Genomic DNA, 22,063 nt, shown 5'->3' on the forward strand with positions numbered 1-22,063 from the left:
TAGATGGAAAATATTTTAGTCGGAAAGGGACCGGAAAAAGAACGATTCTATTTAAAAGAGCTACAGGAAGAAGATTTGGATATGGCTGTCACGCTCTGTGACCGGTGCGTGGGTGTAAACCTATATCCAAGGAAAGAACTTGCTTCTGCAATTCAACGTAAAAATCATTTTTTTTATCTTCTTCTTACGTCAGACGGGAAAGCGGCGGGATATATTTATTTTTTTACCACTGTCATAAAGGAATTATCGACACGTGCCAGACTGCCGGAGGATCAAATCGCAGCAGTTTGTTCAAATAAGGAAGGGGTAATCGGAAACATTCAGTCAATTGGTGTCGCGGATGCTTTCCGCGGGAAAGGACTCTCTGTTTCTTTATTGGAGTTCAGCCTCAAAAATCTTGCAGAGCTCATGGCAGATACTGCATTTATTGTATGCTGGAAGATCGGGAAAAGAGTCCCGCTTCGCGCATCACTTGAAAAACTGGATTTCTGTTATCTCAGCGATGCGCATAAAGTCTGGTATGATCTTCCGGATTTAATCTGCCCGTATTGCGCAGGACGATGCAAATGCGACGCGGCGGTATACTATAAACCACTCACAAAGGAGGATGCACTATGAAAATGAAGCTGTTGCCTAAATTTATACTATCCCTTGGGGCAATGGGAGCCGTCTTAACTGTAACGATCTCTTTTTTCAGCTATGAAACGTCAAAAAAATCATTAGAAGAAATGTATGCGAAACAGGTGACGGTAGGAAGTGAAAGTATTGCTACGATGCTTTCAGTGGATGATGTCCGGGATATAATCGGTGAAAACGGCGATGAGACAGAAGCATATCGAGAAACGGAAGCGCTTTTCAATCAGTTAAAGGAAGACGGTGAGATTACTTATTTGTCTCTGGTGGTTCCGGATGAGGACAGCGTGACATTTTACATAGATGCAATGGTGGAAGAAATGGGAGATGATCCGGCAAATCAGATTCCATATGGTTCCGATATTCTGTATACGGATGCAGCTCAGGATGAAAAGGACCTGGAGAAATATGAACTGATCTGGGATCTCTATTCAGAGAATAAGGGAACAGACACACCGGTCATAACAGATAACTCTTATGGATACAACTATACTTCCGTTTCTCCGGTTCTGGATGAGAATGGAAATGCGATTGCGGAGATCCAATATATCCTTGATATGCAGAAGGTACGTGGGGAACTGAATTCTTTCCTTTATAAGATGCTGCTGATCGCTTTTCTGAATATCGTTGTTGTAATCATGCTTTACGTCGTATTTGTACGCAACAGTATTACAAAGCCGGTAAGTAAACTCGCTCTATTTACCAAAAAGATCATAGAATCCGGAGAGTTTAACAGGCAACATTTTGAAATGAAGACCGGGGATGAAATCGAAGATCTCGGTCACTCATTCAATTATATGCTTGAAGAACTGGAAATCTATATCGATAATCTTGCCAAAGTTACAGCTGAAAAGGAACGGATCGGTGCAGAACTGAGTGTGGCTACCCAGATTCAGGCGAGCATGCTTCCATGCATTTTCCCTGCGTTCCCGGATCGCCCTGAATTTGATGTCTATGCCACGATGCAGCCGGCAAAAGAAGTCGGGGGAGATTTTTATGATTTCTTCCTTGTGGATGAGGACCATCTTGCTCTTGTCATTGCTGATGTGTCCGGCAAAGGAGTTCCGGCAGCACTTTTCATGGTCATTGCCAAGACTTTGCTGAAGAATAGTGCACAGACCGGCGCTTCACCAAAAGAAATTCTGGAAAAGGTGAACAACCAGCTCTGTGAAAATAATGATGCAGAAATGTTCGTTACAGTATGGATTGGAATTCTGCAGATTTCCACAGGAAAGATTGTCTGTGCAAATGCAGGCCATGAATATCCGGCAATCCGCCATGCCGGAGGATGTTATGAACTCGTGAAAGATAAACATGGTTTTGTTCTGGCCGGAATGGAAGGTGCCAGATACCGTGAGTATGAGCTTCAGCTTAAACAGGGCGACGGCCTGTATGTATATACGGATGGTGTGGTCGAAGCGACCAATGCGAATCAGGAGCTTTACGGAACAGAACGGATGCTGGCCGCACTGAACATAAATCCTCATGCAATACCAGAAGAGCAGCTTCCTGCTGTGAAAGCAGATATTGATTCGTTTGTCGGAGATGCACCTCAGTTTGACGATATCACAATGCTTGGCCTGTATTATCGGGGACCGGCAGGAAACAGTCAATAAAAATGCTTCAGAATGGTCATAAACAGTTATATTCGGCCTGAGAATAAGGAGGAAACGATGAAAAAGAGACTACTGGCACTACTATGTGTGACGATTTTGGTTGGGAAAAGACATCGGACACCTGGTCTTTGACAGCATCCAAAAAGTTATCGGATACCAAAGTCTATTATGCGGACGGTGTCGTTTACAGCGATTATTTCTATGTATATGGCCTGATATTATTTAATAATGACTATGATGTTCTGTGGAACCGGGTAAGTGTAAATGAACTCATAGAGGAAGATCCTGTGGATCCGGGGAAAGAAGATCCGGGTACCGATCATCCCGGAACGATCACTCCGGATCCGGATGATAACATCATCATCAAGATTGTACACACGAATGACATTCATGCACGAGTGACCGACTCAAGTGAAGGAATCGGTGTAGAACGCCTTAAGACGATTATTGACAGCTGGACTTCAGATGCCGCAATGAGCACCGTGATCGATTCGGGAGATCTTTTTCACGGACAGCCGATCGCAACGCTGTCAAAAGGCGAATCCATAGCGAAAATTACAAAAGCACTGGGATACGATCTGATGACAGCGGGCAATCATGATTGGAGCTACGGAAAAGACAGGTTGAAAGAGCTGGCGGAAATGGCTGACATTGAAATGCTTTGCGGCAATGTCGTAACAGACAGCGGCGAATCATTTTTCGAAGATGAATATGCGGTATATGAGTCTGATTTATCGGATGGACCAAGCGTAAAGTATGGGGTTTTTGGTACCATAGATCCGCAGCTTTACACTTCTACGACTCCATCCAATGTAGAAGGTCTTACCTTTACAGATCAGGTCGCATATGCGAAAGAAAGCGCAAGACATCTGAAGGAAGATCTCGGATGTGATATTGTCATCGGGCTGACCCACACACTGGGTCCGGAGGAACTTGCAGGCCAGGTGGACGGAGTGGATATCTGGCTTTGCGGACATGAACATATCAATCTGGACGAGACCGTGACAACACCGGACGGAGGAACTGCATATGTGATCGAGAGTGGTTACTACCTGCAAAACGTCAGTCTTATCGAACTGGAATGCTTTACCGATGAAAATAACGAATTCAGCGGATTTGAGCTGACACACACCGTCCTCAATGAGAAAGATGCTGAAGCCTATGCGAGGGATCCGGAAATGACAGCCCTATTGAATGAGATCAACGATGAACAGGAAGAAATCCTCAACACGGTAGTGGGACAGACACCGGAATATCTGGACGGAGACTGGTACAATCTGAGAATCGGAGAAACGAATCTGGGAAGAGTCGTGGCAGATGCTTATCTGCTGGAGACCGGAGCCGATGTAGCTTTTGAAAATGCAGGCGGTATCCGAGCTTCCATAAAAGCCGGTGATGTAACTTATGGGGATATCATCGGTGTCAGCCCTTATGGAAACTATATTGTAACAAAGAAGCTCACAGGTGCGCAGCTTCTTGACGTGTTTGAGACTTCGCTTGACATCCAGGTTCAGTGTATTGAGGCATACGAAAGAGGAGATGACAGTGCATGGCCGTCATCCAGCGGGAATTATCTTCAGTTTGGCGGTGTAACCGTGGAGTATGATCTGTCACAACCGGCAGGCAGCAGAGTCGTAAGTGCCAAAGTTCAGGGTGAACCGCTGGATCTTGAAAAGCTTTATACGGTTGCAACGAATAATTATGCCTCCGCATCCAATTATTATGACTCATTGGCAACTGCCGAAGAAACCGGTCAGTTCCGTGCATGTGACGAGGCACTGGTATCCTTCTTTGAGCAGGATGAAGAAGCCATTGCCAAGACTCTTTCTAACCAGGCTATGATTCCGGCAGAGAAATGTCAGCATACCGATACTGAAATACGGGATCAAAAAGATGCAAGCTGCACAGAAGAAGGATATACCGGAGATGTGTACTGTAAGAATTGTGGCGAGTTAATCGAAAGCGGAGAACCGATTTTGAAGACGTCTCATACATATAAAGACGGTATCTGTACCGTATGCAAGGCAAAGAATCCTTCTGCAAATCCGTCCGAAAAGGAAAAGACGGATACCCAGGCTTCCGCTGCCAGCCCTAAAACAGGTGATGAGAATCACGCGGGAGTATTCGGCGCGATGCTTCTTCTTTCAGCAATGACGATTGTGGCTTTTCGAAAGAAAAAAAGTATGGTATCATAGTCCTTGATCAAATGAATTTAGTATAATTTGAAAGGGGCGATTTCTTGATTCAGGCAGGATTAGTATTAGAAGGCGGCGCGACGAGAGGAGTATTTACATCCGGAGCACTGGATTACCTGATGGAACAGGATCTATATTTTTCGAATGTGGTTGGTGTCTCTGCGGGTTCCTGCAATGCGGTCGATTATGTGTCAAAACAGATCGGACGAACGAAGGACTGTATGATCCACCAGGGAAAAGATTACAATTTTTACTATGGACTGAAGGGATTCGTAAAGGAGAGGAGTGTCCTGGATATGGATATGATCTTCAATAAATTTCCGAATGAACTGATACCGTTTGATTTCGATACTTTTTTCGAATCCGATATAAAATGTGAGATCGTAATAACAAATTGTGTTACAGGAAAAGCAGAATACAGGACCGAAGAAAGTGATCGTGAAAGACTGATGAAATTATGCCGGGCCAGCAGCAGTATGCCACTTGTTTGTCCGATTGTCACACTGGACGGAGTTCCATATTTAGACGGAGGTCTTGCGGACTCTGTACCGATCCTCCATATGCAGAAACAGGGGATAAAGAAGAATGTTCTGATCTTGACACGGCCGAAAGGATATCGTAAAAAGCCGGTATCTAAGGGCCTCGCACGTGTCTACAAAAAGATGTACAGCAAATATCCGGAAGCGGTACGGACCTGCATCCTCAGAGCCAAACGCTATAACCAGACGATGGAATATATTGATAAACTGGAAGAAAAAGGAGATATTTTTGTCCTTCGGCCTCAGATGAAGCCGGTATCACGTCTTGAAAAGGATCAGGATAAACTGGCTGCTTTCTATGAACATGGTTATACGTTGATGAGAGAAATGCTTCCTGATATGCTGGAATACCTGGGAGAAGTAATGGAAGACGGGGATCGGAAAGATGACGAATAAGAAAATCTCAGATTCTATCGTAGAAACGATCCATATTGTGCGCCCACAGCATCTGAATTCTGTAGGGAGGCTGTTCGGTGGTGTCCTGATGCAGTGGATTGACGAGGTTGCCTGCCTTGTTGCAAAGCGTCATTCTCATACCGGGGTAACCACAGCTTCTGTAGATAATCTGAATTTTATCATGAGTGCGTATCAGAACGACGTACTGGTTCTTATTGGTAAAATAACATTTGCAGGACGGACATCCATGGAAATACGTGTAGATACTTATAGAGAAGATATTGACGGAACAAGACATCCGATCAACCGTGCATACCTTACGATCGTTGCTCTGGATAAAAATGATCAGCCAACCGAGGTCCCGGGTTTGCTCATTGAGAGTCCGTCTGAGCAAATGGAATGGGAGAGCGCGAAAAAACGCAGAGAGATGCGGATCTTTCGGCGTCAGGAAGGGTTTTAATTGTCATGCATAAAAAAAGGTCCACTGGACCTTTTTTTAGTGCCTTTCCGGAGGGCCCCCGTTTTTCTGCATCATCTGAATCATCTGAACCATCCGGTCGATCTGCATTCTCTCCTCCTGTGACTTTCCTTCTTTTAGGAGATCAAGTATCAATGCGATTTCCTCCTGCGTGAACCGGATGCCCTTTTTATTCGCTCCTGTTATGAGTGTCATCATCACCGGAACCAGCGCTTTCCCGCTTTTTCCCTGAGTCTGCATCACTGCAGCTTTGATCAGTTCCAGTTTCACCGGATCGAGTTTCTTCATTGCAGGATCGTTCATCCATTCGTCCATTTGAATCCTTCCTTTCTGCCTGGAACGCATTCATCATTCCCATCATATCTGCCATGTCTGACATTCCGGAAGACTGCATCATTTCTTCCATATTTACAGACTGCATCATCTGCATCATTTCCACTGCCTGTTCCATATTATCAAACATTTCACAGGCCTCCTTGGTCAGATAAGGTCTTAGATCATCCATAAGAGTATGGATATCCAGCTTTTTTTGCCGCAGCCGCCTTCTGCGGCTATCATAATAAGGAGGTTGGAAATAGTAAATGGCATTCTGTAGTTCACTGAGTTTGGCATAAATACCAGCCATACGCTGTAAATCCGGCGGAAGATAGGGAATCATAAGCTTCATGGTCTGCAGCAACTCTGTTGTGACCATCAAGTCAAATGGTGTCATTTTAAGAGGCGGCTTTTTTTCCATATTCACTCCCCGGATACAACGTTATCAATATATATGATAAAAAGTAGCTTTTCAGAACCTCTTAAAAAAAGATAAGCCGATTCGTCGGCGATTTTACGAATATATGGAGAGAGATTATGTATAGTTACAATAAAATAGAAGTATTTCTTGTGAAAAGAGCATCATAGTAATTCAGCATATACTGATACTAAAGAAAGAAAGGACAGAATAATATGTATTCCAAAATCATGATTGATGGCAATTCCATTTATGAAATAGATGAAGAGTGTTTGAGGCAAAAGGAAAGAAAGAGACGAGAAAAAGAACAACAAAAAAGAGAAGAAAATCCAAAAAAGCAAAAGAATGTAAGAAACTTAACAAAATGAGTACACGTAATATAAGGGATGCCATATTAAGGCATCCCTTATAGTTTTATCTTAGTCTAGCATCCGCAGCCACAGTCCCAGTTGTTGTTTCCGTTACAGCAGAAAAGAAGAATCAAGATGATCCAAAGACAACTGTTGTTTCCGCAGTCATCTGAACGTCCGCTTCCGAATCCGCATCCGCCGCAGCAGAAGAGAAGAATGATGATCAGAAGGCAGGAAGAGATTCCACCTCTGTTACATCCGAACGTAGAAGCTGAATTTTCGCAGCCACAGCCGCAGTTTGTTGCACTTAAGTCACTCATGTTTATACCCTCCAACAGGTTTCTTTACACTTTATCATATGTATCAAGGCTTGCCAGTGTTTCGAAGAAAACAAACATTTTTTGACGTGTTTGAATATTCTATATTAAAGAAAGAATGACTCGAGGAAATCGATGTATGTATAGCCTGAAAAGAAATGTACATTACTGGTGTCAGGATACAATTTCAGGAAACCTGACCGGGAAAGGGATCAATATCGCAATCCTGGATACCGGTATTGCACCTCATCCTGACCTGAAGGATCATATGATTGCCTGGAAAGATATGGTTCATAATAGAGAAAAGCCGTACGATGATAATGGACACGGCACACATGTATCCGGAATCCTGTCCGGAGATGGGCGGAGCAGCCGGAAGACCATATCGGGAATCGCGCCGGAATCCGGAATCATGGCAGTGAAAGTGTTGAACAGTAAAGGAGACGGAAGAATCGCTCATGTGATTGAAGGTATCCAATATATCTTAAGAGAACGAAACCGGTATCGAATAAGGATCGTCAACATTTCCATCGGAACAGCACCGCATCCGGGAAATGCAGATGAAGCAGAACTAGTGTCCTGGGTAGATCGGTTATGGGACGCAGGATTGGTTGTTGTCACCGCAGCCGGAAATCTGGGGCCGGACACCTGCAGCATCACCCTTCCCGGAATCAGCCGCAAAGTAATTACGGTTGGTTCTTGCCTGGGACAGTCATTTTCTAAGGAAGTTCCTCAGCAGGCTCTCCTTTATTCCGGCTGTGGACCAACCGAAGAATGTGTCAAAAAACCGGATATCACAGCACCCGGAAACGGGATCTATTCCTGCAATTACCGCTATCCGGTGTACAGTCGAATGCCTTATCTCAAAAAAAGCGGTACTTCCATGGCAACTCCGGTTGTTTCCGGAAGTGTTGCGCTTCTTCTGGAAAAATATCCGGACATGAAGAACACTGAAGTGAAATTGCGTCTTTGGGACAGCTGTGATGATCTGGGACTTCCGGAAAACAGACAAGGACACGGGCAGATCAATATAACCAAATTACTTACGTAAAAAAATTTTAGATTGTCAAGAAAAAACACTTGACACCAAAACGGAAATATTATATGATATCCGAGGTGATAAGTGATGGATGAAATTCTGAAGCAAACATTATTATATGATTTTTACGGTGAACTTCTGACGGATCACCAAAAGGAGATCTATGAACAGGTTGTTCTGGAAGATTATTCGCTGAGTGAGATTGCGAAGGATGCAGGGATCAGCCGCCAGGGTGTGCATGATATGATCAAGCGTTGTAACAAGACACTGGAAGGTTATGAAGAAAAGCTGCATCTTGTGGAGAAGTTCATGTTTATCAAACAGAAAGTTCATGAAATCAATTTATTACTGGAAGATTACGAGGATCAGAATGAGGCTGAACTGATACAGAAAGTCAGAAAGCTCTCAGGCGAGATTATAGAGGAGTTATGATATGGCATTTGACAGCTTAACTGAAAAACTTCAAAATGTATTCAAGAACCTGAGAAGCAAAGGTCGTCTTACGGAAGACGATGTCAAGACCGCACTCAGAGAAGTGAAGATGGCGCTCCTTGAGGCGGATGTGAATTTCAAAGTGGTAAAGAAATTCGTGAAAGATGTTCAGGAACGTGCAGTAGGACAGGACGTGATGAATGGCCTGAACCCGGGGCAGATGGTGATCAAGATCGTAAATGAAGAACTGGTAAATCTGATGGGATCCGAGACAACCGAGATCAAGCTCCAGCCGGGCAGCGCGAAGACAGTCATTATGATGGCAGGTCTTCAGGGTGCTGGTAAGACGACAACGGCGGCAAAGCTCGCCGGTAAGTTCAAACTCAAGGGCAAGAAACCACTTCTGGTCGCATGCGATGTTTATCGTCCTGCTGCGATCAAGCAGCTGCAGATCAACGGGGAAAAGCAAGGCGTGGAAGTTTTTTCCATGGGCGAGAATCAGAAACCTGCGAACATTGCCAAGGCTGCGTTGGAACATGCAGCGAAGAACGGCAACAATCTGATTATTCTGGATACAGCCGGACGTCTTCATGTAGACGAAGATATGATGGCGGAGCTTCAGGAGATCAAGAAAACCGTGGAAGTGCATCAGAGTATTCTGGTTGTGGATGCGATGACCGGTCAGGATGCCGTCAATGTAGCGGATCAGTTCAATAAACAGATCGGGATCGACGGTGTGATCGTTACGAAGCTCGACGGTGATACCCGTGGCGGTGCGGCGCTTTCTATTAAAGCCGTGACCGGATGTCCGATTCTCTATGTCGGCATGGGTGAGAAACTTTCAGATCTGGAACAGTTTTACCCGGATCGAATGGCATCACGTATACTTGGTATGGGCGATGTGCTAAGCCTGATTGAAAAGGCAGGTCTGGAAATCGATGAAGACCAGGCCAAGAAGATGACCGAGAAGCTCAAGAAGGCACAGTTCGATTTTGATGATTATCTGGAAAGTATGAAACAGATGCGTAAGATGGGCGGTTTCGGAAATGTAATGAGCATGCTTCCGGGACTGGGAGCGATGGGCGGCAAAGGAAAGATGCCGGATATCGATTCCGACGAAGCGGAGCGTAAAATGGCCCGTGTGGAGGCAATCATTTACTCTATGACTCCTGCAGAGAGAAGCAACCCGGATCTTTTGAATCCTTCCAGAAAGCGAAGAATTGCAGCCGGAGCAGGTGTGGACATTGCCGAAGTAAATCGCACAGTCAAGCAGTTTGACCAGATGCGCAAAATGATGAAACAGTTCCCGGGAATGATGGGAGGAAAAGGCGGAAAACGAGGCAAATTCAGAATGCCGTTCTAGCCGTTATCAGAAGATATATACGCCTTGTGCGTTTATATACACAATATTAGAAAATAATTCAGGAGGTGACATAAAATGGCAGTAAAAATCAGATTAAAAAGAATGGGACAGAAGAAGGCTCCTTTCTATAGAATCGTTGTAGCTGATGCAAGATCTCCAAGAGACGGAAAGTTCATCGAAGAAATCGGAACTTATGATCCGAATCAGGATCCGAGCGTATTCAAGGTAGATGAAGAAGCAGCTAAGAAATGGTTAAACAACGGTGCTCAGCCTACAGAAGTAGTTGGAAAGATTTTTAAAGCAGCAGGTATTGAGAAATAGGCTGCTTCGCGGAGGTGCGAGTGATGAAAAATTTAGTAGAAGTAATTACGAAAGCACTTGTGGACAATCCGGAAGGCGTTGTAGTTACCGAGAAACAGGAAGGCAAGACAACCGTTATCGAAGTGCATGTATCCGACAATGATATGGGCAAGGTAATCGGTAAGCAAGGCCGTATTGCAAAAGCAATCCGTTCCGTTGTTAAAGCAGCTGCGGCAAAAGAAGACAAAAAAGTTGTAGTTGAAATTATGCAATAATAACCGTAAGAAAATGAACGCAGGTAAGGTTTTATCTGCGTTTTCTTTTCGTAATCAACATGAAAGCAAGGGAGAAAACGATGCAGCAAAATGAATATTTACAAGTAGGCGTCATCACCTCGACCCATGGTATACGCGGAGAAGTAAAGGTGTTTCCGACAACCGACGATCCGTCACGCTTTGAAGACTTGAAAGAAGTCGTTCTGGATACCGGTAAAGAATACCGGAAACTCGCAATCGAAGGTGTAAAATATTTCAAACAATTCGTAATCCTTAAATTTAAAGGAATCGATAATATAAATGATATAGAAAAATATCGAAAGATGCCCCTTCTGGTGTCAAGAGAAGACGCTGTAGAACTGGAAGATGACGAATACTTTATGGCTGATATTCTGGAAATGGATGTATATACAGATGAGGGAGAATTATTCGGAACGCTCACAGATATCCTGGAGACGGGCGCCAATGATGTGTATGTGATCGACACCAAAGAACACGGAGAAGTGCTGATCCCTGCGATTAAAGACTGCATTCTGGATGTGAATACCGAAGAAAATAAAATGACGATTCATCTGATGGACGGATTGATTTCATAGGACAGGAGAAAAACGTATGAGATTTCACATTATGACTTTATTTCCGGATATGGTATTAAATGGTCTGAATACGAGCATCATCGGACGTGCAGCCGAGAAAGGAATTCTCCAGATTGAAGCCTGGAATATCCGGGATTATGCGTTTAACAAACACAACAGTGTCGATGATTATCCTTACGGTGGCGGTGCGGGAATGTTGATGCAGGCAGAACCGGTTTTTCAGACTTATAAGGCAATCTGCGGTGAAATCGGGGCTTCCGATGACAAGAAACCGCGCGTTGTCTATCTATCACCCCAGGGCAGACCGTTCAACCAGTCCATGGCAGAAGAATTTTCCAAAGAGGAAGAACTGATCCTTCTCTGTGGCCATTATGAAGGAATTGATGAACGAGTTCTGGAAGAGATCGTAACAGATTATGTATCGGCAGGCGATTATGTTCTGACCGGAGGCGAGCTCCCCGCTATGATGATGGTGGATGCCATATCCAGACTGATTCCGGGAGTCCTTCACAATGATGTGTCAGCAGAATTTGAAAGCTTTCAGGATCATCTCCTGGAATATCCGCAGTATTCCAGACCGGAAGTATGGCACGACAAGCAGGTACCTCCGATCCTCCTTTCCGGTCATCATGCAAACGTAGAAAAATGGCGCAGAGAACAATCCGTAATCCGGACTGCCAAATGGAGACCGGATCTTCTGAAACATGCACTCTTAACAGAAGATGAGTGGAAAATTGCCAGAGAAATACGTGATAAAAAGAAAATAAACGAATAAATAATCTACTTGGCTGTAAACAGTGTCATATGGTATAATATTTTCAGGTATAATTCTTTGTGTCTGGAAAGGGGGACTCTATATGATGGAACAGAAAATAGAGAGTCTGAAACGTGCATTAAAAGAAAGTAAATACACGGTAGCACTCTGTGGTTCCGGTATTCTGGAAGAGGAAGGGTACATGATGCTCAAAAAGCCGGAGAGAGCTTATGATATCGAAACCCGATATGGTGTGTCACCGGAATACATTTTTTCTGATGGGTATTACAGCACAAGACCTGATAAATTTTTTGAATTTTACAGGAATGAAGTGCTCCTGGATATTGAGCCGGGAGATTCTCCGAGAAAACTGGCAGAACTTGAAAGAGCCGGAATGATCGACTGTATTGTAACGAGCAATATTTACAACCTGTCAGGGCGTGCAGGATGCAGAAATGTCGTCAATCTGCACGGAAATATTTACGATAACAAATGCCCGCACTGCGGAAGAAGTTATTCGGTCGATTATATAAAAAATACCGTCAAAGTTCCTCGATGTGAGAGCTGTGGATCCGTGATCCGGCCCATGGTATCGCTTTTCGGAGATATGCTGGACGGACAATTGATTGCCAGAACAGCTACAGAGCTTGAAAAGGCAGATGTTCTTCTGATTCTTGGAACTACACTGGATTCTGAAGTATTTCATAATTATGTAAAATACTTTGACGGAAGCCGACTTATCGTCGTTCATAAGGAACCACATCTGAAAGACAGATGCGCAGACCTGGTTATTTGTGATGACCCGAAAAATGTGTTGAATGCACTATGATTTCACAAAAAACCCTTGCATCCTTTGCTGTGTTGTGGTAAAATGTAGCATGTTGTGAGAAGAAAGAGATGGTCCTCTGGTACGAATTACGTATTTATGAACGTCAAAATATGAAGGAGGTCACACATGAACGAAATTATTAAAAACATTGAAGCAGCACAGTTAAAAGCAGATGCTCCGGAATTCAGAGTTGGTGATACTGTAAAAGTATACGGTAAAATCAAAGAAGGAAACCGTGAAAGAATTCAGGTTTTTGAAGGAACTGTTTTAAAAAGACAGGGCGGCGGAGCAAGAGAAACATTTACAGTAAGAAAGAATTCTAACGGAATCGGTGTTGAGAAGACATGGCCGCTGCACTCACCAAACGTAGAAAAAGTAGAAGTTGTTCGTAAAGGTAAAGTAAGACGTGCAAAACTGAACTACTTAAGAGATCGTGTAGGTAAGAGAGCAAAAGTAAAAGAGTTAGTAAAATAGTAAATGCTTTAGAGGGACAAATACAAATGGGTACTTGTCCCTTTTTCACACTATAGAATAGGATTTCTGATATTTACAAAAGGGGAGAACTATGCACAGAGATTTGCAATTCGGGAAAGAGACGAAAAGGCGGGCCAGTTTTGAATGGGTTCCGGGAGCTTTGAAATGGCTTCTGCAGATCATCATCGTATGTTTTATGGCGTTTGTATTTGTGTGGTATTTCGGACAGCGAGTCAGCAACATCGGGGATTCCATGAGTCCGATCATTAAGAACGGGGATATCGTTCTGGTAAATCGCATTCTCTACGACGCAAGTACACCCAAAAGAGGAGATGTGATCGTATTCAAACCGAACGGAAATGAAATGCTTCATTCATACATTAAGCGAATCATTGCACTTCCCGGTGAGACGGTGAAAATCGAAGAAGGAAAGATATTCGTTAATGGGAAAGAGCTGGAAGAGGAATATGAAACCAGTGCAATTGTCGATGCCGGGCTTGCGTCTGAAGAAATCACTCTTGCAGGAGATGAATTCTTCGTACTGGGAGACAACCGCGAGAGCAGTACAGACAGCAGAATGCCTGAAATCGGTAATGTGAAACGTTCTGAAATCGAGGGAAAGGCATGGTTTATCATAACCCCCGGGAAGCGTTTTGGATGGATAGAATAGAAAGAAGTGAGGATGAAGTATGAATTTTCAATGGTATCCTGGACATATGACAAAGGCAAGAAGGATGATGCAGGAGAATATCAAATTGATCGATCTGGTAATCGAACTTGTGGATGCAAGAATCCCCATGAGCAGCCGGAATCCGGATATTGACGAACTGGGACGAGGCCGTGCCAGACTGATCCTTCTAAATAAAAGTGATCTTGCAGATGACAGATGCACAGATGAATGGGTAGCATATTTTAAAGGAAAAGGATATTCAGTTGTAAAAGTAAATTCGAGAAAAGGCGGCGGAATGAAAAGCATTCAGAATGTGATTCAGGAAGCGTGCCGTGAAAAGATCGAGCGGGACCGGAAACGAGGAATTTTAAACCGTCCGGTTAGAGCTATGGTTGTCGGAATTCCGAACGTCGGAAAATCTACATTTATTAATTCTCTTGCCGGAAAGGCCTGCGCCAAAACCGGAAACAAACCGGGAGTCACAAAGGGAAAACAGTGGATACGCCTGAACAAAAATGTCGAGCTTCTCGACACACCGGGAATCCTCTGGCCGAAATTTGAAGACCAGACAGTAGGTCTCCGACTGGCTTTAATTGGCTCCATTAAAGATGAAATCATGAATATTGAAGAACTGGCAGCTGAACTTTGCGGATTCATGAAGAAAGAATATCCCGGAAGATTAGCTGAAAAATATGCGGTAGATGAAGTGGAAGATAATTATCAGATGCTGGAACAAATTGCAGAAAGCCGTCATTGTCTGGTTCGCGGGAATGAACTTGACACGAAAAAAGCAGCTTCCATGCTTCTGGATGATTTCAGGAATGGTAAGATCGGACCGCTTACGCTTGAATTTGTAAAGGAGTATGAACATGAATCATAATACAGAGCAGGAACTCGTTAACACAGCGGATACTGTTAAAAAAACTTCCGGTTTCTGGAAAGAACTGGGCAGCTGGATCCTTTATTTTTTATTTGTCATCGTAATCACATATCTGATTATTACATTTGTCGGTCAGCGCACCAAAGTTGACGGACATTCCATGGAACCGGCGTTAAGCAATGGAGATAATCTGATCGTAGACAAGCTGTCCTTCCGATTCCGTGATCCGCAGCGGTATGAAGTAATCGTATTCCCATACCAGCACGCGGAAAATACATATTATATCAAACGCATCATCGGGCTCCCGGGCGAAACTGTCCAGGTGAAGGACGGAGCCGTATATATCAACGGTGAACAGCTGGACGAACATTTCGGAGCCGAGCCGATGGTAAATGCCGGAATTGCGGCGGAGCCGATTACGTTGGGTGAAGATGAGTATTTTGTATTGGGAGATAACAGAAATCACAGCAGCGACAGCCGGGAACCAAGCGTCGGTGTCTTAAAGCGAGACCAGCTCATAGGGCGTGCATGGGTTCGGATCTATCCGTTCAACAAAATCGGAGTGGTAAATCATGGATAAAAAAAGCATCAGAGAAATTGAAGAAGAATTCAAACAGACTACGGGGGACCGAAATGCGCTTTATTTGCGTTATGCTGATGATGACCGCGCCGGAGTCATTCGCCTGATTGCGAAATACAGGAAACAGGATGAGAAATGTAAAAAAGAACAGGATCGCCTGGAGGCGATGTGCTGTTATGAGAAGGAATACAGCAGCTACGGCATAGTATGCGGTATCGACGAAGCCGGAAGAGGACCACTGGCAGGTCCGGTCGTTGCCGGTGCGGTGATTCTTCCGAAAGATTGCCGCATCCTATATCTGAACGATTCCAAACAGCTCTCTGCTAAGAGAAGAGAATGTCTTTACGATGAGATCATGGAGAAAGCGATTTCGGTCGGTGTCGGTATGGCAAGCCCGGCAAGAATCGATGAGATCAATATTCTTCAGGCAACTTATGAAGCAATGCGTAAGGCAATCGACAATCTGAACTGCGTACCGGATGTCCTGCTCAATGACGCCGTTACCATACCTGAAGTTTCTATCAGACAGGTGCCGATCATCAAGGGGGACGCAAAAAGCCTTTCCATAGCCGCAGCAAGCGTCATTGCGAAGGTCACAAGGGACCGGCTCATGATCCAATACGATGAAGTGTTTCCGGAATATGGTTTTAAGGATCACAAAGGATACGGATCCGCCGCACATATCGAAGTGTTGAAACGTCTCGGTCCGACACCGATCCACCGACAGACATTCATTAAAAATTTTTTTGACTGATCCGCTAGAAAGAGAGCGGCGTGATCAGCTATCTGAACACACAGGTTGTACTTGCGGGAAACCAGATCTGATGCGATATGAACAAACAAAAGGAACACAGAGATCATCATTCAAACAGACGAAGAACAGGAGCTGATTATGAACTCCTTGCAGGAGATTTTCTGAAAAAGCAGGGTTATCGGATCCTTCAGTATAATTTTCGCTGCAGAAACGGCGAGATTGATATCATCGCAGAAAACGGATGTGATTTGATATTCTGTGAAGTGAAATACCGAAGTGGTTCCCAATCTGCGATTCCGCTTGAAGCGGTGCATCCAGAAAAGCAGCGCCGGATTTCCAAAACGGCACTGTATTATCTTACAAAGACGAATCAGACAGAACGATTCTGCAGATTTGACGTGATCGGAATTACGGATCAGGAAATAACTTGGGTAAAAAATGCATTTGATTTTACAGGAGTGTAAGAATGAAAATAGGATTACATTATAAAGATAACAGAAAGGTATTTGAAGAAAAAGAAATCGAACAGGTTCCTTTTCTTCAGTATCCGCTTTTTGAAAATACGAACATCGTGAATCACGGGATTTCTACACGTCTTGGTGGTGTGAGCAAAGGAATCTACGCGACAATGAATCTCAGCTATACCCGTGGTGACGCGGAGGAGAATGTGCGTGAAAACTATCGCAGAATCGGAAAGGCAATTGGCGTTGATCCTGCCCGTATGGTTTGTTCACGCCAGACACATACTACCAATGTCCGGATTGTGACGGAAGCAGATGCCGGAAAAGGAGTGACGAGAGAGCGGGATTATGATAATGTGGATGGCCTTGTGACCAATATCCCCGGCATCTGCCTTGTAACGTTCTATGCAGACTGTGTTCCGCTTCTTTTTGTTGATCCGGTCAAACGTGTCATCGCATCCAGTCATTCTGGGTGGAGGGGAACTGCCGCGAGGATGGGTCAGGTAACCGTAGATATCATGCGAAGCAAATTCGATTGCAGGCCGGAAGATATTCTTGCGGCAGTCGGGCCTTCCATCTGTCAGGATTGCTATGAAGTAAGTGAAGATGTCATTCAGAAATTTCAGAACGCATTTGATGAAGCAGACTGGAATGATCTATATGATCGAAAGGAGAACGGAAAATATCAGCTGAATCTATGGAAAGCAAATGAGATTGTGCTTCTTCAGGCCGGCATTTTACCGGAGCATCTGGCCGTGACGAATCTCTGTACCTGCTGTAATCCGGATCTTCTGTTTTCACACCGTGCATCGAATGGAAAACGAGGAAATCTGGCAGCATTTCTTGCATTAAAGGAGGAGCAATAGCATGCAGTTACGTAATCCTGTTTTATTTCTTGCCGAATCGACGGATCTTACAGTTAACGCAGAAGAAGCGGTTGAAAAAATCAGTACATTTAACAAAATACTTGAGACAAAAGGACCGGAAGTCCTTTCATTCGCGATCCGTGTGCTTCTGGTCCTTGTCTTCTTTTATATCGGGCATCGCCTGATTGGCTGGGTAAGGAAGATCGTCCGTGGCTCCATGAAACGCGGTAATATTGATACCGGTGCATGCCAGTTCGTGGATTCCCTGTTGAAATTCGGGCTCCATATTCTTCTGGTTCTGTATCTGGCTAATGAACTGGGCATCGAATCCACATCCACAGCAGCTATTATTGCCTCCGGTGGTATGGCAGTCAGCCTTGCACTGCAGGGAAGTCTCTCCAATCTTGCAGGCGGAATGCTGATTCTCCTTTTGAAACCGTTCGTAGTCGGGGATTATATTATGGAGGACAGTCACGGCAACGAAGGAACGGTGAAGGAAATACAGATTTTTTATACAAAGCTTTCAACGGTGGACAATAAAACGATCGTCATTCCGAACGGTACACTTGCAAATACCAGTCTGACCAATTTTTCCGACAAAGAATATCTCAAACTGGATCTACGGGTAGACATTTCCTATGATTCTGACTTGCTTAAAGCGAAAGCGCTCCTTTACGACATTCTGGATAAGGACGAAGATGTTGATAAAGAAAGGGAACACATTGTATTCGTACATGATCTGGGAGAGAGTTCTGTCGTATTAGGAGTGCGTGCATTCGTGAAGACGGAAAAATACTGGCCGACGCGATGGCGACTGCTGGAAACGATCAAACTGACCCTGGATGAGAACGGTATTGAAATTCCGTTTGCACAATTAAAAGTACATATGGATAAATAGTTTGACAGCTTTTGTGTGAGAGATTATAATAAACGGGAAATTTAACAGGGAGAAGATACGATGAGAGTGATAGCAGGGAAAGCACGGCGTATACAACTGAAGACGATTGAAGGGATGGATACCCGTCCGACTACGGACCGGATCAAGGAGACTCTTTTCAATATGATTTCACATGGGCTTTGCGACTGCACCTTTCTTGATCTTTTTGCAGGCAGCGGTGCAATCGGTATCGAAGCTCTGAGCCGTGGTGCAGAAAAAGCGGTATTTGTAGAGAAGAACCCCCGTGCGGCAGCGTGTATCAGGGAAAACCTGGAACGGACGAAGCTTTCCGGTCAGGCTGAAGTGATTATAAGTGATGCGCTAGGAGCACTTCGAAAATTGGAAGGGAAGAAAAGATTTGACTATGTATTTATGGATCCGCCGTACAATCATCTGTTGGAAAAGCAGATGCTCGAATATCTGGCTGATTCTTCACTGCTTGCTTACGACGCACTGATTATCGTAGAAGCATCTCTTGAAACGGATTTTTCCTATCTCGAGGGGCTTGGTTTCTCTTTGATTAAACGAAAAGAATACAAAACAAATGCACATGTTTTTGTGCAGCGCAAAGGAGAAGACCAATGTTAAGAGCAATCTATCCCGGTAGTTTTGATCCGGTTACCTTCGGGCACCTCGATATCATGACAAGAGCCTGTAATATTGTGGACGAACTGATTATCGGTGTGCTGCGGAATAAAGCAAAAATGCCGTTGTTTTCTGTAGAAGAACGTGTTAAAATGTTAGAAGAAGTAACTTGTAATCTGCCGAACGTCAGAATTATTCCTTTTGAAGGACTGCTTGTCGATTTCGCAAAGAAGATGGATGCGAAAGTTGTCATTCGAGGACTTCGTGCGATCACAGACTTTGAATACGAACTGCAGATGGCTCAGACGAACCAGAAGCTGCAGTCAGATATAGAGACATTATTTCTCACCACCAGCCTGGATTATTCATATCTGAGCTCAACAACTGTAAAAGAAGTGGCAGCCTTTGGCGGAGATATTTCTCAATTTGTGCCGGAAGCTGTAGCTGACAGAATGAAAGATAAAATGCCGTAAATCCAAACGGCAAGAAGGAGAGTGTAAATTATGAGCAGCCGTATTGAACAGATTATTGAAGAAATTGAAGAGTACATCGACAGTTGTAAATTTCAGCCCTTATCTACAACTAAAATTATTGTAAATAAGGATCAGATGGATGAACTTCTTCGCGAACTCCGTATGAAAACTCCGGATGAGATCAAGCGCTATCAGAAGATTATCGCAAACAAAGATGCGATCCTTGCCGATGCCCAGTCTAAAGCAGAAAGCATGATCGAGGAAGCGCAGATCCACACCAACGAGCTTGTAAGTGAACATGAGATCATGCAGCAGGCATATTCTCAGGCAAATGAGATCGTAATGGCGGCCACAGAGCAGGCTCAGCAGATCCTGGATAATGCAACGAACGATGCAAACGATATCCGCATCGGTGCGATGCAGTATGCGGATGATCTTCTTGCAAATGCCGAAAGCATCATTGGTCATACGCTGGACAGTTATACGACGAAGTATGACGGACTTGTGAATTCTCTGCAGGAATGCTACGATGTTGTACGTAACAACCGCGCAGAACTTGAAATACCGGATAAATCTGCGCGAGGACTTGAAGCAGAATTCGGTACAGAAGAATTACCGGAAGAATAATAAGGGGAGCACGGCAATTCATCAACGATACAATGTCACAAAGGCAAAAGATAAAAGGCTGGTTACCAAAGCGGTAATCAGCTTTTCTGTTATGTAGCGTGCCATGGAGAAATCGGTTTTCGCAGTCATACATCTGGTCTGAAATACAGCACAGATTCCACCAAAAGAAATAAGTGCCATCATAAGAGCATACCGGATTGGAAAGAAAAACCGGCTATTTGCCAGCATGCTGATACCGGCTGTGATTTCTATAGAGGGAAGAATCAAATTGCACCAGATCAAATTTCTGCAAGGAATCTCCTTGAGCAATGCAAGCGCAATGGAGCAGACGATGATATATCCGCCTATTTTCACAATTCCTTCACAGCTCTCTGTAATACAGTCATCAAGAAGTTCCAACATCGTTTCCGGCTTCGATGAGAGATCCGCCATAATTTTGGATGCTCTCGGGGTACTGGTTCTACCGTAAAAGTTGCGAAAAATGAAACTGCAGATTACCGAGGATGAGACCAGAATCATAAGACTTATCAAAGCCAGATCTTTTCGCTTCAGCGTTTGCATGCATACATAGCTAATGACGAACATCGGACTGGTGTTGTTACAAAAAGACAACAGATATTCACCTTCTTTTTCGGAAATATATCCGGATTTCACAAGACTTACGGAGGTTCTTGCACCCATTGGATATCCGCAGAAAAAGCCGGTCAGAACGGCAAGAGAAGAAGCCGGCGATATCTGAAATAATGCACCGGTTACCGGATGCAAAAGAGAAGATATTGCTTCCAGAGCACTGCTTCCTGTAAGCAGACCGGTGATAACCATGAACGGAAACAGGGTGGGAAGAACCGTTCGAAACCATAGAAGAAGCCCCTCTCTGGCACCTGCAAATACTACTCCCGGGAAAGTAAGCATCAGGACAAAAAGTGTGATCAGGAATAATGTGTTGAGATTATGCTTCATAAAACCTCAAAATACAAAATCTTTTCTTCACAATATACGGGACAATATCACAGTTTATTCCATTTCCGGATCCAGTGAAAATAACATAAGATTTCGCTATTACGCATAGATTCATAAAAAAACGGAGATGCGTCTGGATGCGTAAGAACAAATCCGGCCTTTTCCTTCTGTATCTACTGGGTGCTGCCTTTCTTGTTATGATTCTTAACACAAATCTGAAGATGAAGGCACGTCTGACAAAACTGAATGATACGACGATATTTTCGGATGAATTCCGCTCTCATGAAATCGGTGAGGAGAATCTCAAGATACTGAAAGAGATGCAGCCGGAGGACCGGGGAACATCCGCAGCGCTGATGATGCTGGGGGGATTTGAAAACAGGGAAGAAAAGCTGTGGACCTCCAGGCCTGCCTGGAGAGCGTACAGGGACGCCTGCTGTGCAATCTGGAATGAAGCAATTTATTTTCCGGTGCCGAACTCAACTGTACATGAGGAATATCAGGTCCATTTTACGGATTCCTGGATGAACGAACGCACCTATGGTGGGAAACGAGGACATGAGGGTACTGATCTTATGGCCTCGAAAGATGTACCCGGTCTGTATCCGGTTGTCAGTATTTCGGACGGCACTGTTATGAATAAAGGCTGGCTGGAAAGGGGCGGATACCGTATCGGAATTCTGTCTGCTCAAGGCGGCTATTATTATTATGCACATCTGGATTCCTATGCGGATCTGGAGGAAGGAGACACTGTTTGTGCGGGAGATCTCATCGGATTTATGGGAAATACTGGTTATGGGGAAGAAGGGACAAAAGGAATATTTCCGACGCATCTCCATATCGGTATCTATTTATATCCTGGCGAAAATGAGATCAGTGTGAATCCGTACTGGATTTTACGAACATTGGAAGAGAAAAAACTTTCCTGTTCATTCTAACTATGTTATACTT

Annotated in this window: 30 protein-coding genes; 26 read left to right on the forward strand and 4 right to left on the reverse strand. The window is 44.2% G+C overall.

Annotated features, from left to right (window positions below):
- Positions 1–3 precede the first annotated feature (3 nt).
- From ACTNA4_RS03050 to ACTNA4_RS03070, 5 genes are all read left to right on the forward strand, one after another.
- A complete protein-coding gene (locus ACTNA4_RS03050; RefSeq protein WP_427806557.1) occupies positions 4–618 on the forward strand; it encodes a hypothetical protein in 615 nt (204 codons plus the stop codon).
- Positions 615–2,249 carry a SpoIIE family protein phosphatase gene (locus tag ACTNA4_RS03055; RefSeq protein WP_441017049.1) on the forward strand — a complete coding sequence of 545 codons (1,635 nt, stop codon included), beginning with the start codon at positions 615–617 and terminating at the stop codon, positions 2,247–2,249. The genes ACTNA4_RS03050 and ACTNA4_RS03055 overlap by 4 nt, the downstream gene beginning before the upstream one ends.
- Before the next feature lie 83 nt (positions 2,250–2,332).
- A complete protein-coding gene (locus ACTNA4_RS03060; protein ID WP_441028482.1) occupies positions 2,333–4,444 on the forward strand; it encodes a bifunctional metallophosphatase/5'-nucleotidase in 2,112 nt (703 codons plus the stop codon).
- 44 nt (positions 4,445–4,488) lie between these two features.
- Complete coding sequence (locus ACTNA4_RS03065; RefSeq protein ID WP_441028484.1) at positions 4,489–5,379, forward strand: patatin-like phospholipase family protein; 891 nt, start codon at positions 4,489–4,491, stop codon at positions 5,377–5,379.
- Positions 5,369–5,839: an acyl-CoA thioesterase gene (locus tag ACTNA4_RS03070; RefSeq protein WP_427806563.1), complete on the forward strand. Its 471-nt coding sequence runs from the start codon at positions 5,369–5,371 to the stop codon at positions 5,837–5,839. The genes ACTNA4_RS03065 and ACTNA4_RS03070 overlap by 11 nt, the downstream gene beginning before the upstream one ends.
- A gap of 36 nt (positions 5,840–5,875) precedes the next feature.
- On the opposite strand, the gene ACTNA4_RS03075 is transcribed toward ACTNA4_RS03070, so the two are convergent.
- Together ACTNA4_RS03075 and ACTNA4_RS03080 are read right to left on the reverse strand one after the other, a co-directional pair.
- On the reverse strand, positions 5,876–6,145 hold the full coding sequence (locus ACTNA4_RS03075; RefSeq protein WP_427806564.1) for a hypothetical protein: 270 nt from the start codon (positions 6,143–6,145) through the stop codon (positions 5,876–5,878).
- The gene (locus ACTNA4_RS03080; protein WP_427806618.1) at positions 6,027–6,593 is read right to left on the reverse strand and encodes a hypothetical protein; all 567 of its coding nucleotides are present in this window, start codon (positions 6,591–6,593) and stop codon (positions 6,027–6,029) included. Before ACTNA4_RS03080 ends, ACTNA4_RS03075 begins: the two co-directional genes overlap by 119 nt.
- A 212-nt stretch (positions 6,594–6,805) precedes the next feature.
- On the opposite strand from ACTNA4_RS03080, the gene ACTNA4_RS03085 reads away from it, so the two are divergent.
- Positions 6,806–6,958, forward strand: coding sequence for a hypothetical protein (locus tag ACTNA4_RS03085; protein ID WP_441028486.1), 153 nt, complete (start codon positions 6,806–6,808; stop codon positions 6,956–6,958).
- Between the two features lie 56 nt (positions 6,959–7,014).
- On the opposite strand, the gene ACTNA4_RS03090 is transcribed toward ACTNA4_RS03085, so the two are convergent.
- Positions 7,015–7,260, reverse strand: coding sequence for a chorion class high-cysteine HCB protein 13 (locus tag ACTNA4_RS03090; RefSeq protein ID WP_427806566.1), 246 nt, complete (start codon positions 7,258–7,260; stop codon positions 7,015–7,017).
- Positions 7,261–7,396: 136 nt separating this feature from the next.
- On the opposite strand from ACTNA4_RS03090, the gene ACTNA4_RS03095 reads away from it, so the two are divergent.
- From ACTNA4_RS03095 to ACTNA4_RS03185, 19 genes are all read left to right on the forward strand, one after another.
- On the forward strand, positions 7,397–8,308 hold the full coding sequence (locus ACTNA4_RS03095) for a S8 family peptidase (RefSeq protein ID WP_441028488.1): 912 nt from the start codon (positions 7,397–7,399) through the stop codon (positions 8,306–8,308).
- A gap of 75 nt (positions 8,309–8,383) precedes the next feature.
- Positions 8,384–8,728, forward strand: coding sequence for a YlxM family DNA-binding protein (gene ylxM, locus ACTNA4_RS03100; RefSeq protein ID WP_427806568.1), 345 nt, complete (start codon positions 8,384–8,386; stop codon positions 8,726–8,728).
- 1 nt (position 8,729) lies between these two features.
- On the forward strand, positions 8,730–10,091 hold the full coding sequence (ffh, locus tag ACTNA4_RS03105) for a signal recognition particle protein (RefSeq protein ID WP_441028490.1): 1,362 nt from the start codon (positions 8,730–8,732) through the stop codon (positions 10,089–10,091).
- Between the two features lie 75 nt (positions 10,092–10,166).
- Positions 10,167–10,412, forward strand: coding sequence for a 30S ribosomal protein S16 (rpsP, locus tag ACTNA4_RS03110; protein WP_427806570.1), 246 nt, complete (start codon positions 10,167–10,169; stop codon positions 10,410–10,412).
- Positions 10,413–10,435: 23 nt separating this feature from the next.
- Positions 10,436–10,666, forward strand: coding sequence for a KH domain-containing protein (locus tag ACTNA4_RS03115; RefSeq protein WP_427806571.1), 231 nt, complete (start codon positions 10,436–10,438; stop codon positions 10,664–10,666).
- Between the two features lie 80 nt (positions 10,667–10,746).
- Positions 10,747–11,262 carry a ribosome maturation factor RimM gene (gene rimM / locus ACTNA4_RS03120; protein ID WP_441028492.1) on the forward strand — a complete coding sequence of 172 codons (516 nt, stop codon included), beginning with the start codon at positions 10,747–10,749 and terminating at the stop codon, positions 11,260–11,262.
- A 16-nt stretch (positions 11,263–11,278) separates the two neighbouring features.
- Positions 11,279–12,037 carry a tRNA (guanosine(37)-N1)-methyltransferase TrmD gene (trmD, locus tag ACTNA4_RS03125; RefSeq protein ID WP_427806573.1) on the forward strand — a complete coding sequence of 253 codons (759 nt, stop codon included), beginning with the start codon at positions 11,279–11,281 and terminating at the stop codon, positions 12,035–12,037.
- An 85-nt stretch (positions 12,038–12,122) separates the two neighbouring features.
- Entirely contained in the window at positions 12,123–12,845 is a 723-nt protein-coding gene (locus ACTNA4_RS03130) for an SIR2 family NAD-dependent protein deacylase (RefSeq protein ID WP_441028580.1), read from the forward strand.
- 126 nt (positions 12,846–12,971) lie between these two features.
- Positions 12,972–13,319, forward strand: coding sequence for a 50S ribosomal protein L19 (gene rplS, locus ACTNA4_RS03135; protein WP_427806574.1), 348 nt, complete (start codon positions 12,972–12,974; stop codon positions 13,317–13,319).
- Positions 13,320–13,410: 91 nt separating this feature from the next.
- Positions 13,411–13,989, forward strand: a complete 579-nt coding sequence (gene lepB, locus ACTNA4_RS03140; RefSeq protein WP_427820520.1) for a signal peptidase I — start codon at positions 13,411–13,413, stop codon at positions 13,987–13,989.
- 19 nt (positions 13,990–14,008) lie between these two features.
- Complete coding sequence (ylqF, locus tag ACTNA4_RS03145) at positions 14,009–14,869, forward strand: ribosome biogenesis GTPase YlqF (protein ID WP_427806576.1); 861 nt, start codon at positions 14,009–14,011, stop codon at positions 14,867–14,869.
- Positions 14,859–15,449, forward strand: a complete 591-nt coding sequence (gene lepB / locus ACTNA4_RS03150; RefSeq protein ID WP_441028494.1) for a signal peptidase I — start codon at positions 14,859–14,861, stop codon at positions 15,447–15,449. The genes ylqF and lepB (ACTNA4_RS03150) overlap by 11 nt, the downstream gene beginning before the upstream one ends.
- Positions 15,442–16,203 carry a ribonuclease HII gene (locus tag ACTNA4_RS03155; protein ID WP_427820522.1) on the forward strand — a complete coding sequence of 254 codons (762 nt, stop codon included), beginning with the start codon at positions 15,442–15,444 and terminating at the stop codon, positions 16,201–16,203. The genes lepB (ACTNA4_RS03150) and ACTNA4_RS03155 overlap by 8 nt, the downstream gene beginning before the upstream one ends.
- A gap of 77 nt (positions 16,204–16,280) precedes the next feature.
- The gene (locus ACTNA4_RS03160) at positions 16,281–16,667 is read left to right on the forward strand and encodes a YraN family protein (protein WP_427806579.1); all 387 of its coding nucleotides are present in this window, start codon (positions 16,281–16,283) and stop codon (positions 16,665–16,667) included.
- A 2-nt stretch (positions 16,668–16,669) separates the two neighbouring features.
- Positions 16,670–17,530 carry a peptidoglycan editing factor PgeF gene (gene pgeF, locus ACTNA4_RS03165; protein WP_441017070.1) on the forward strand — a complete coding sequence of 287 codons (861 nt, stop codon included), beginning with the start codon at positions 16,670–16,672 and terminating at the stop codon, positions 17,528–17,530.
- 1 nt (position 17,531) lies between these two features.
- Entirely contained in the window at positions 17,532–18,428 is an 897-nt protein-coding gene (locus ACTNA4_RS03170) for a mechanosensitive ion channel family protein (RefSeq protein ID WP_441028496.1), read from the forward strand.
- A gap of 60 nt (positions 18,429–18,488) precedes the next feature.
- Positions 18,489–19,055 (forward strand): 16S rRNA (guanine(966)-N(2))-methyltransferase RsmD, encoded by a 567-nt coding sequence (gene rsmD / locus ACTNA4_RS03175; protein ID WP_427806582.1) that lies wholly within the window; start codon positions 18,489–18,491, stop codon positions 19,053–19,055.
- Positions 19,049–19,525: a pantetheine-phosphate adenylyltransferase gene (coaD, locus tag ACTNA4_RS03180; RefSeq protein ID WP_427820526.1), complete on the forward strand. Its 477-nt coding sequence runs from the start codon at positions 19,049–19,051 to the stop codon at positions 19,523–19,525. The genes rsmD and coaD overlap by 7 nt, the downstream gene beginning before the upstream one ends.
- A gap of 30 nt (positions 19,526–19,555) precedes the next feature.
- A complete protein-coding gene (locus tag ACTNA4_RS03185) occupies positions 19,556–20,152 on the forward strand; it encodes an ATPase (RefSeq protein WP_427806584.1) in 597 nt (198 codons plus the stop codon).
- A gap of 21 nt (positions 20,153–20,173) precedes the next feature.
- On the opposite strand, the gene ACTNA4_RS03190 is transcribed toward ACTNA4_RS03185, so the two are convergent.
- On the reverse strand, positions 20,174–21,112 hold the full coding sequence (locus ACTNA4_RS03190) for a nucleoside recognition domain-containing protein (protein WP_427820527.1): 939 nt from the start codon (positions 21,110–21,112) through the stop codon (positions 20,174–20,176).
- A 137-nt stretch (positions 21,113–21,249) separates the two neighbouring features.
- On the opposite strand from ACTNA4_RS03190, the gene ACTNA4_RS03195 reads away from it, so the two are divergent.
- Entirely contained in the window at positions 21,250–22,050 is an 801-nt protein-coding gene (locus tag ACTNA4_RS03195; RefSeq protein ID WP_441028498.1) for a M23 family metallopeptidase, read from the forward strand.
- Positions 22,051–22,063: the final 13 nt, after the last annotated feature.

The organism is Bariatricus sp. HCP28S3_A7, from assembly GCF_052066375.1.
Taxonomy (GTDB): domain Bacteria; phylum Bacillota; class Clostridia; order Lachnospirales; family Lachnospiraceae; genus Allocoprococcus.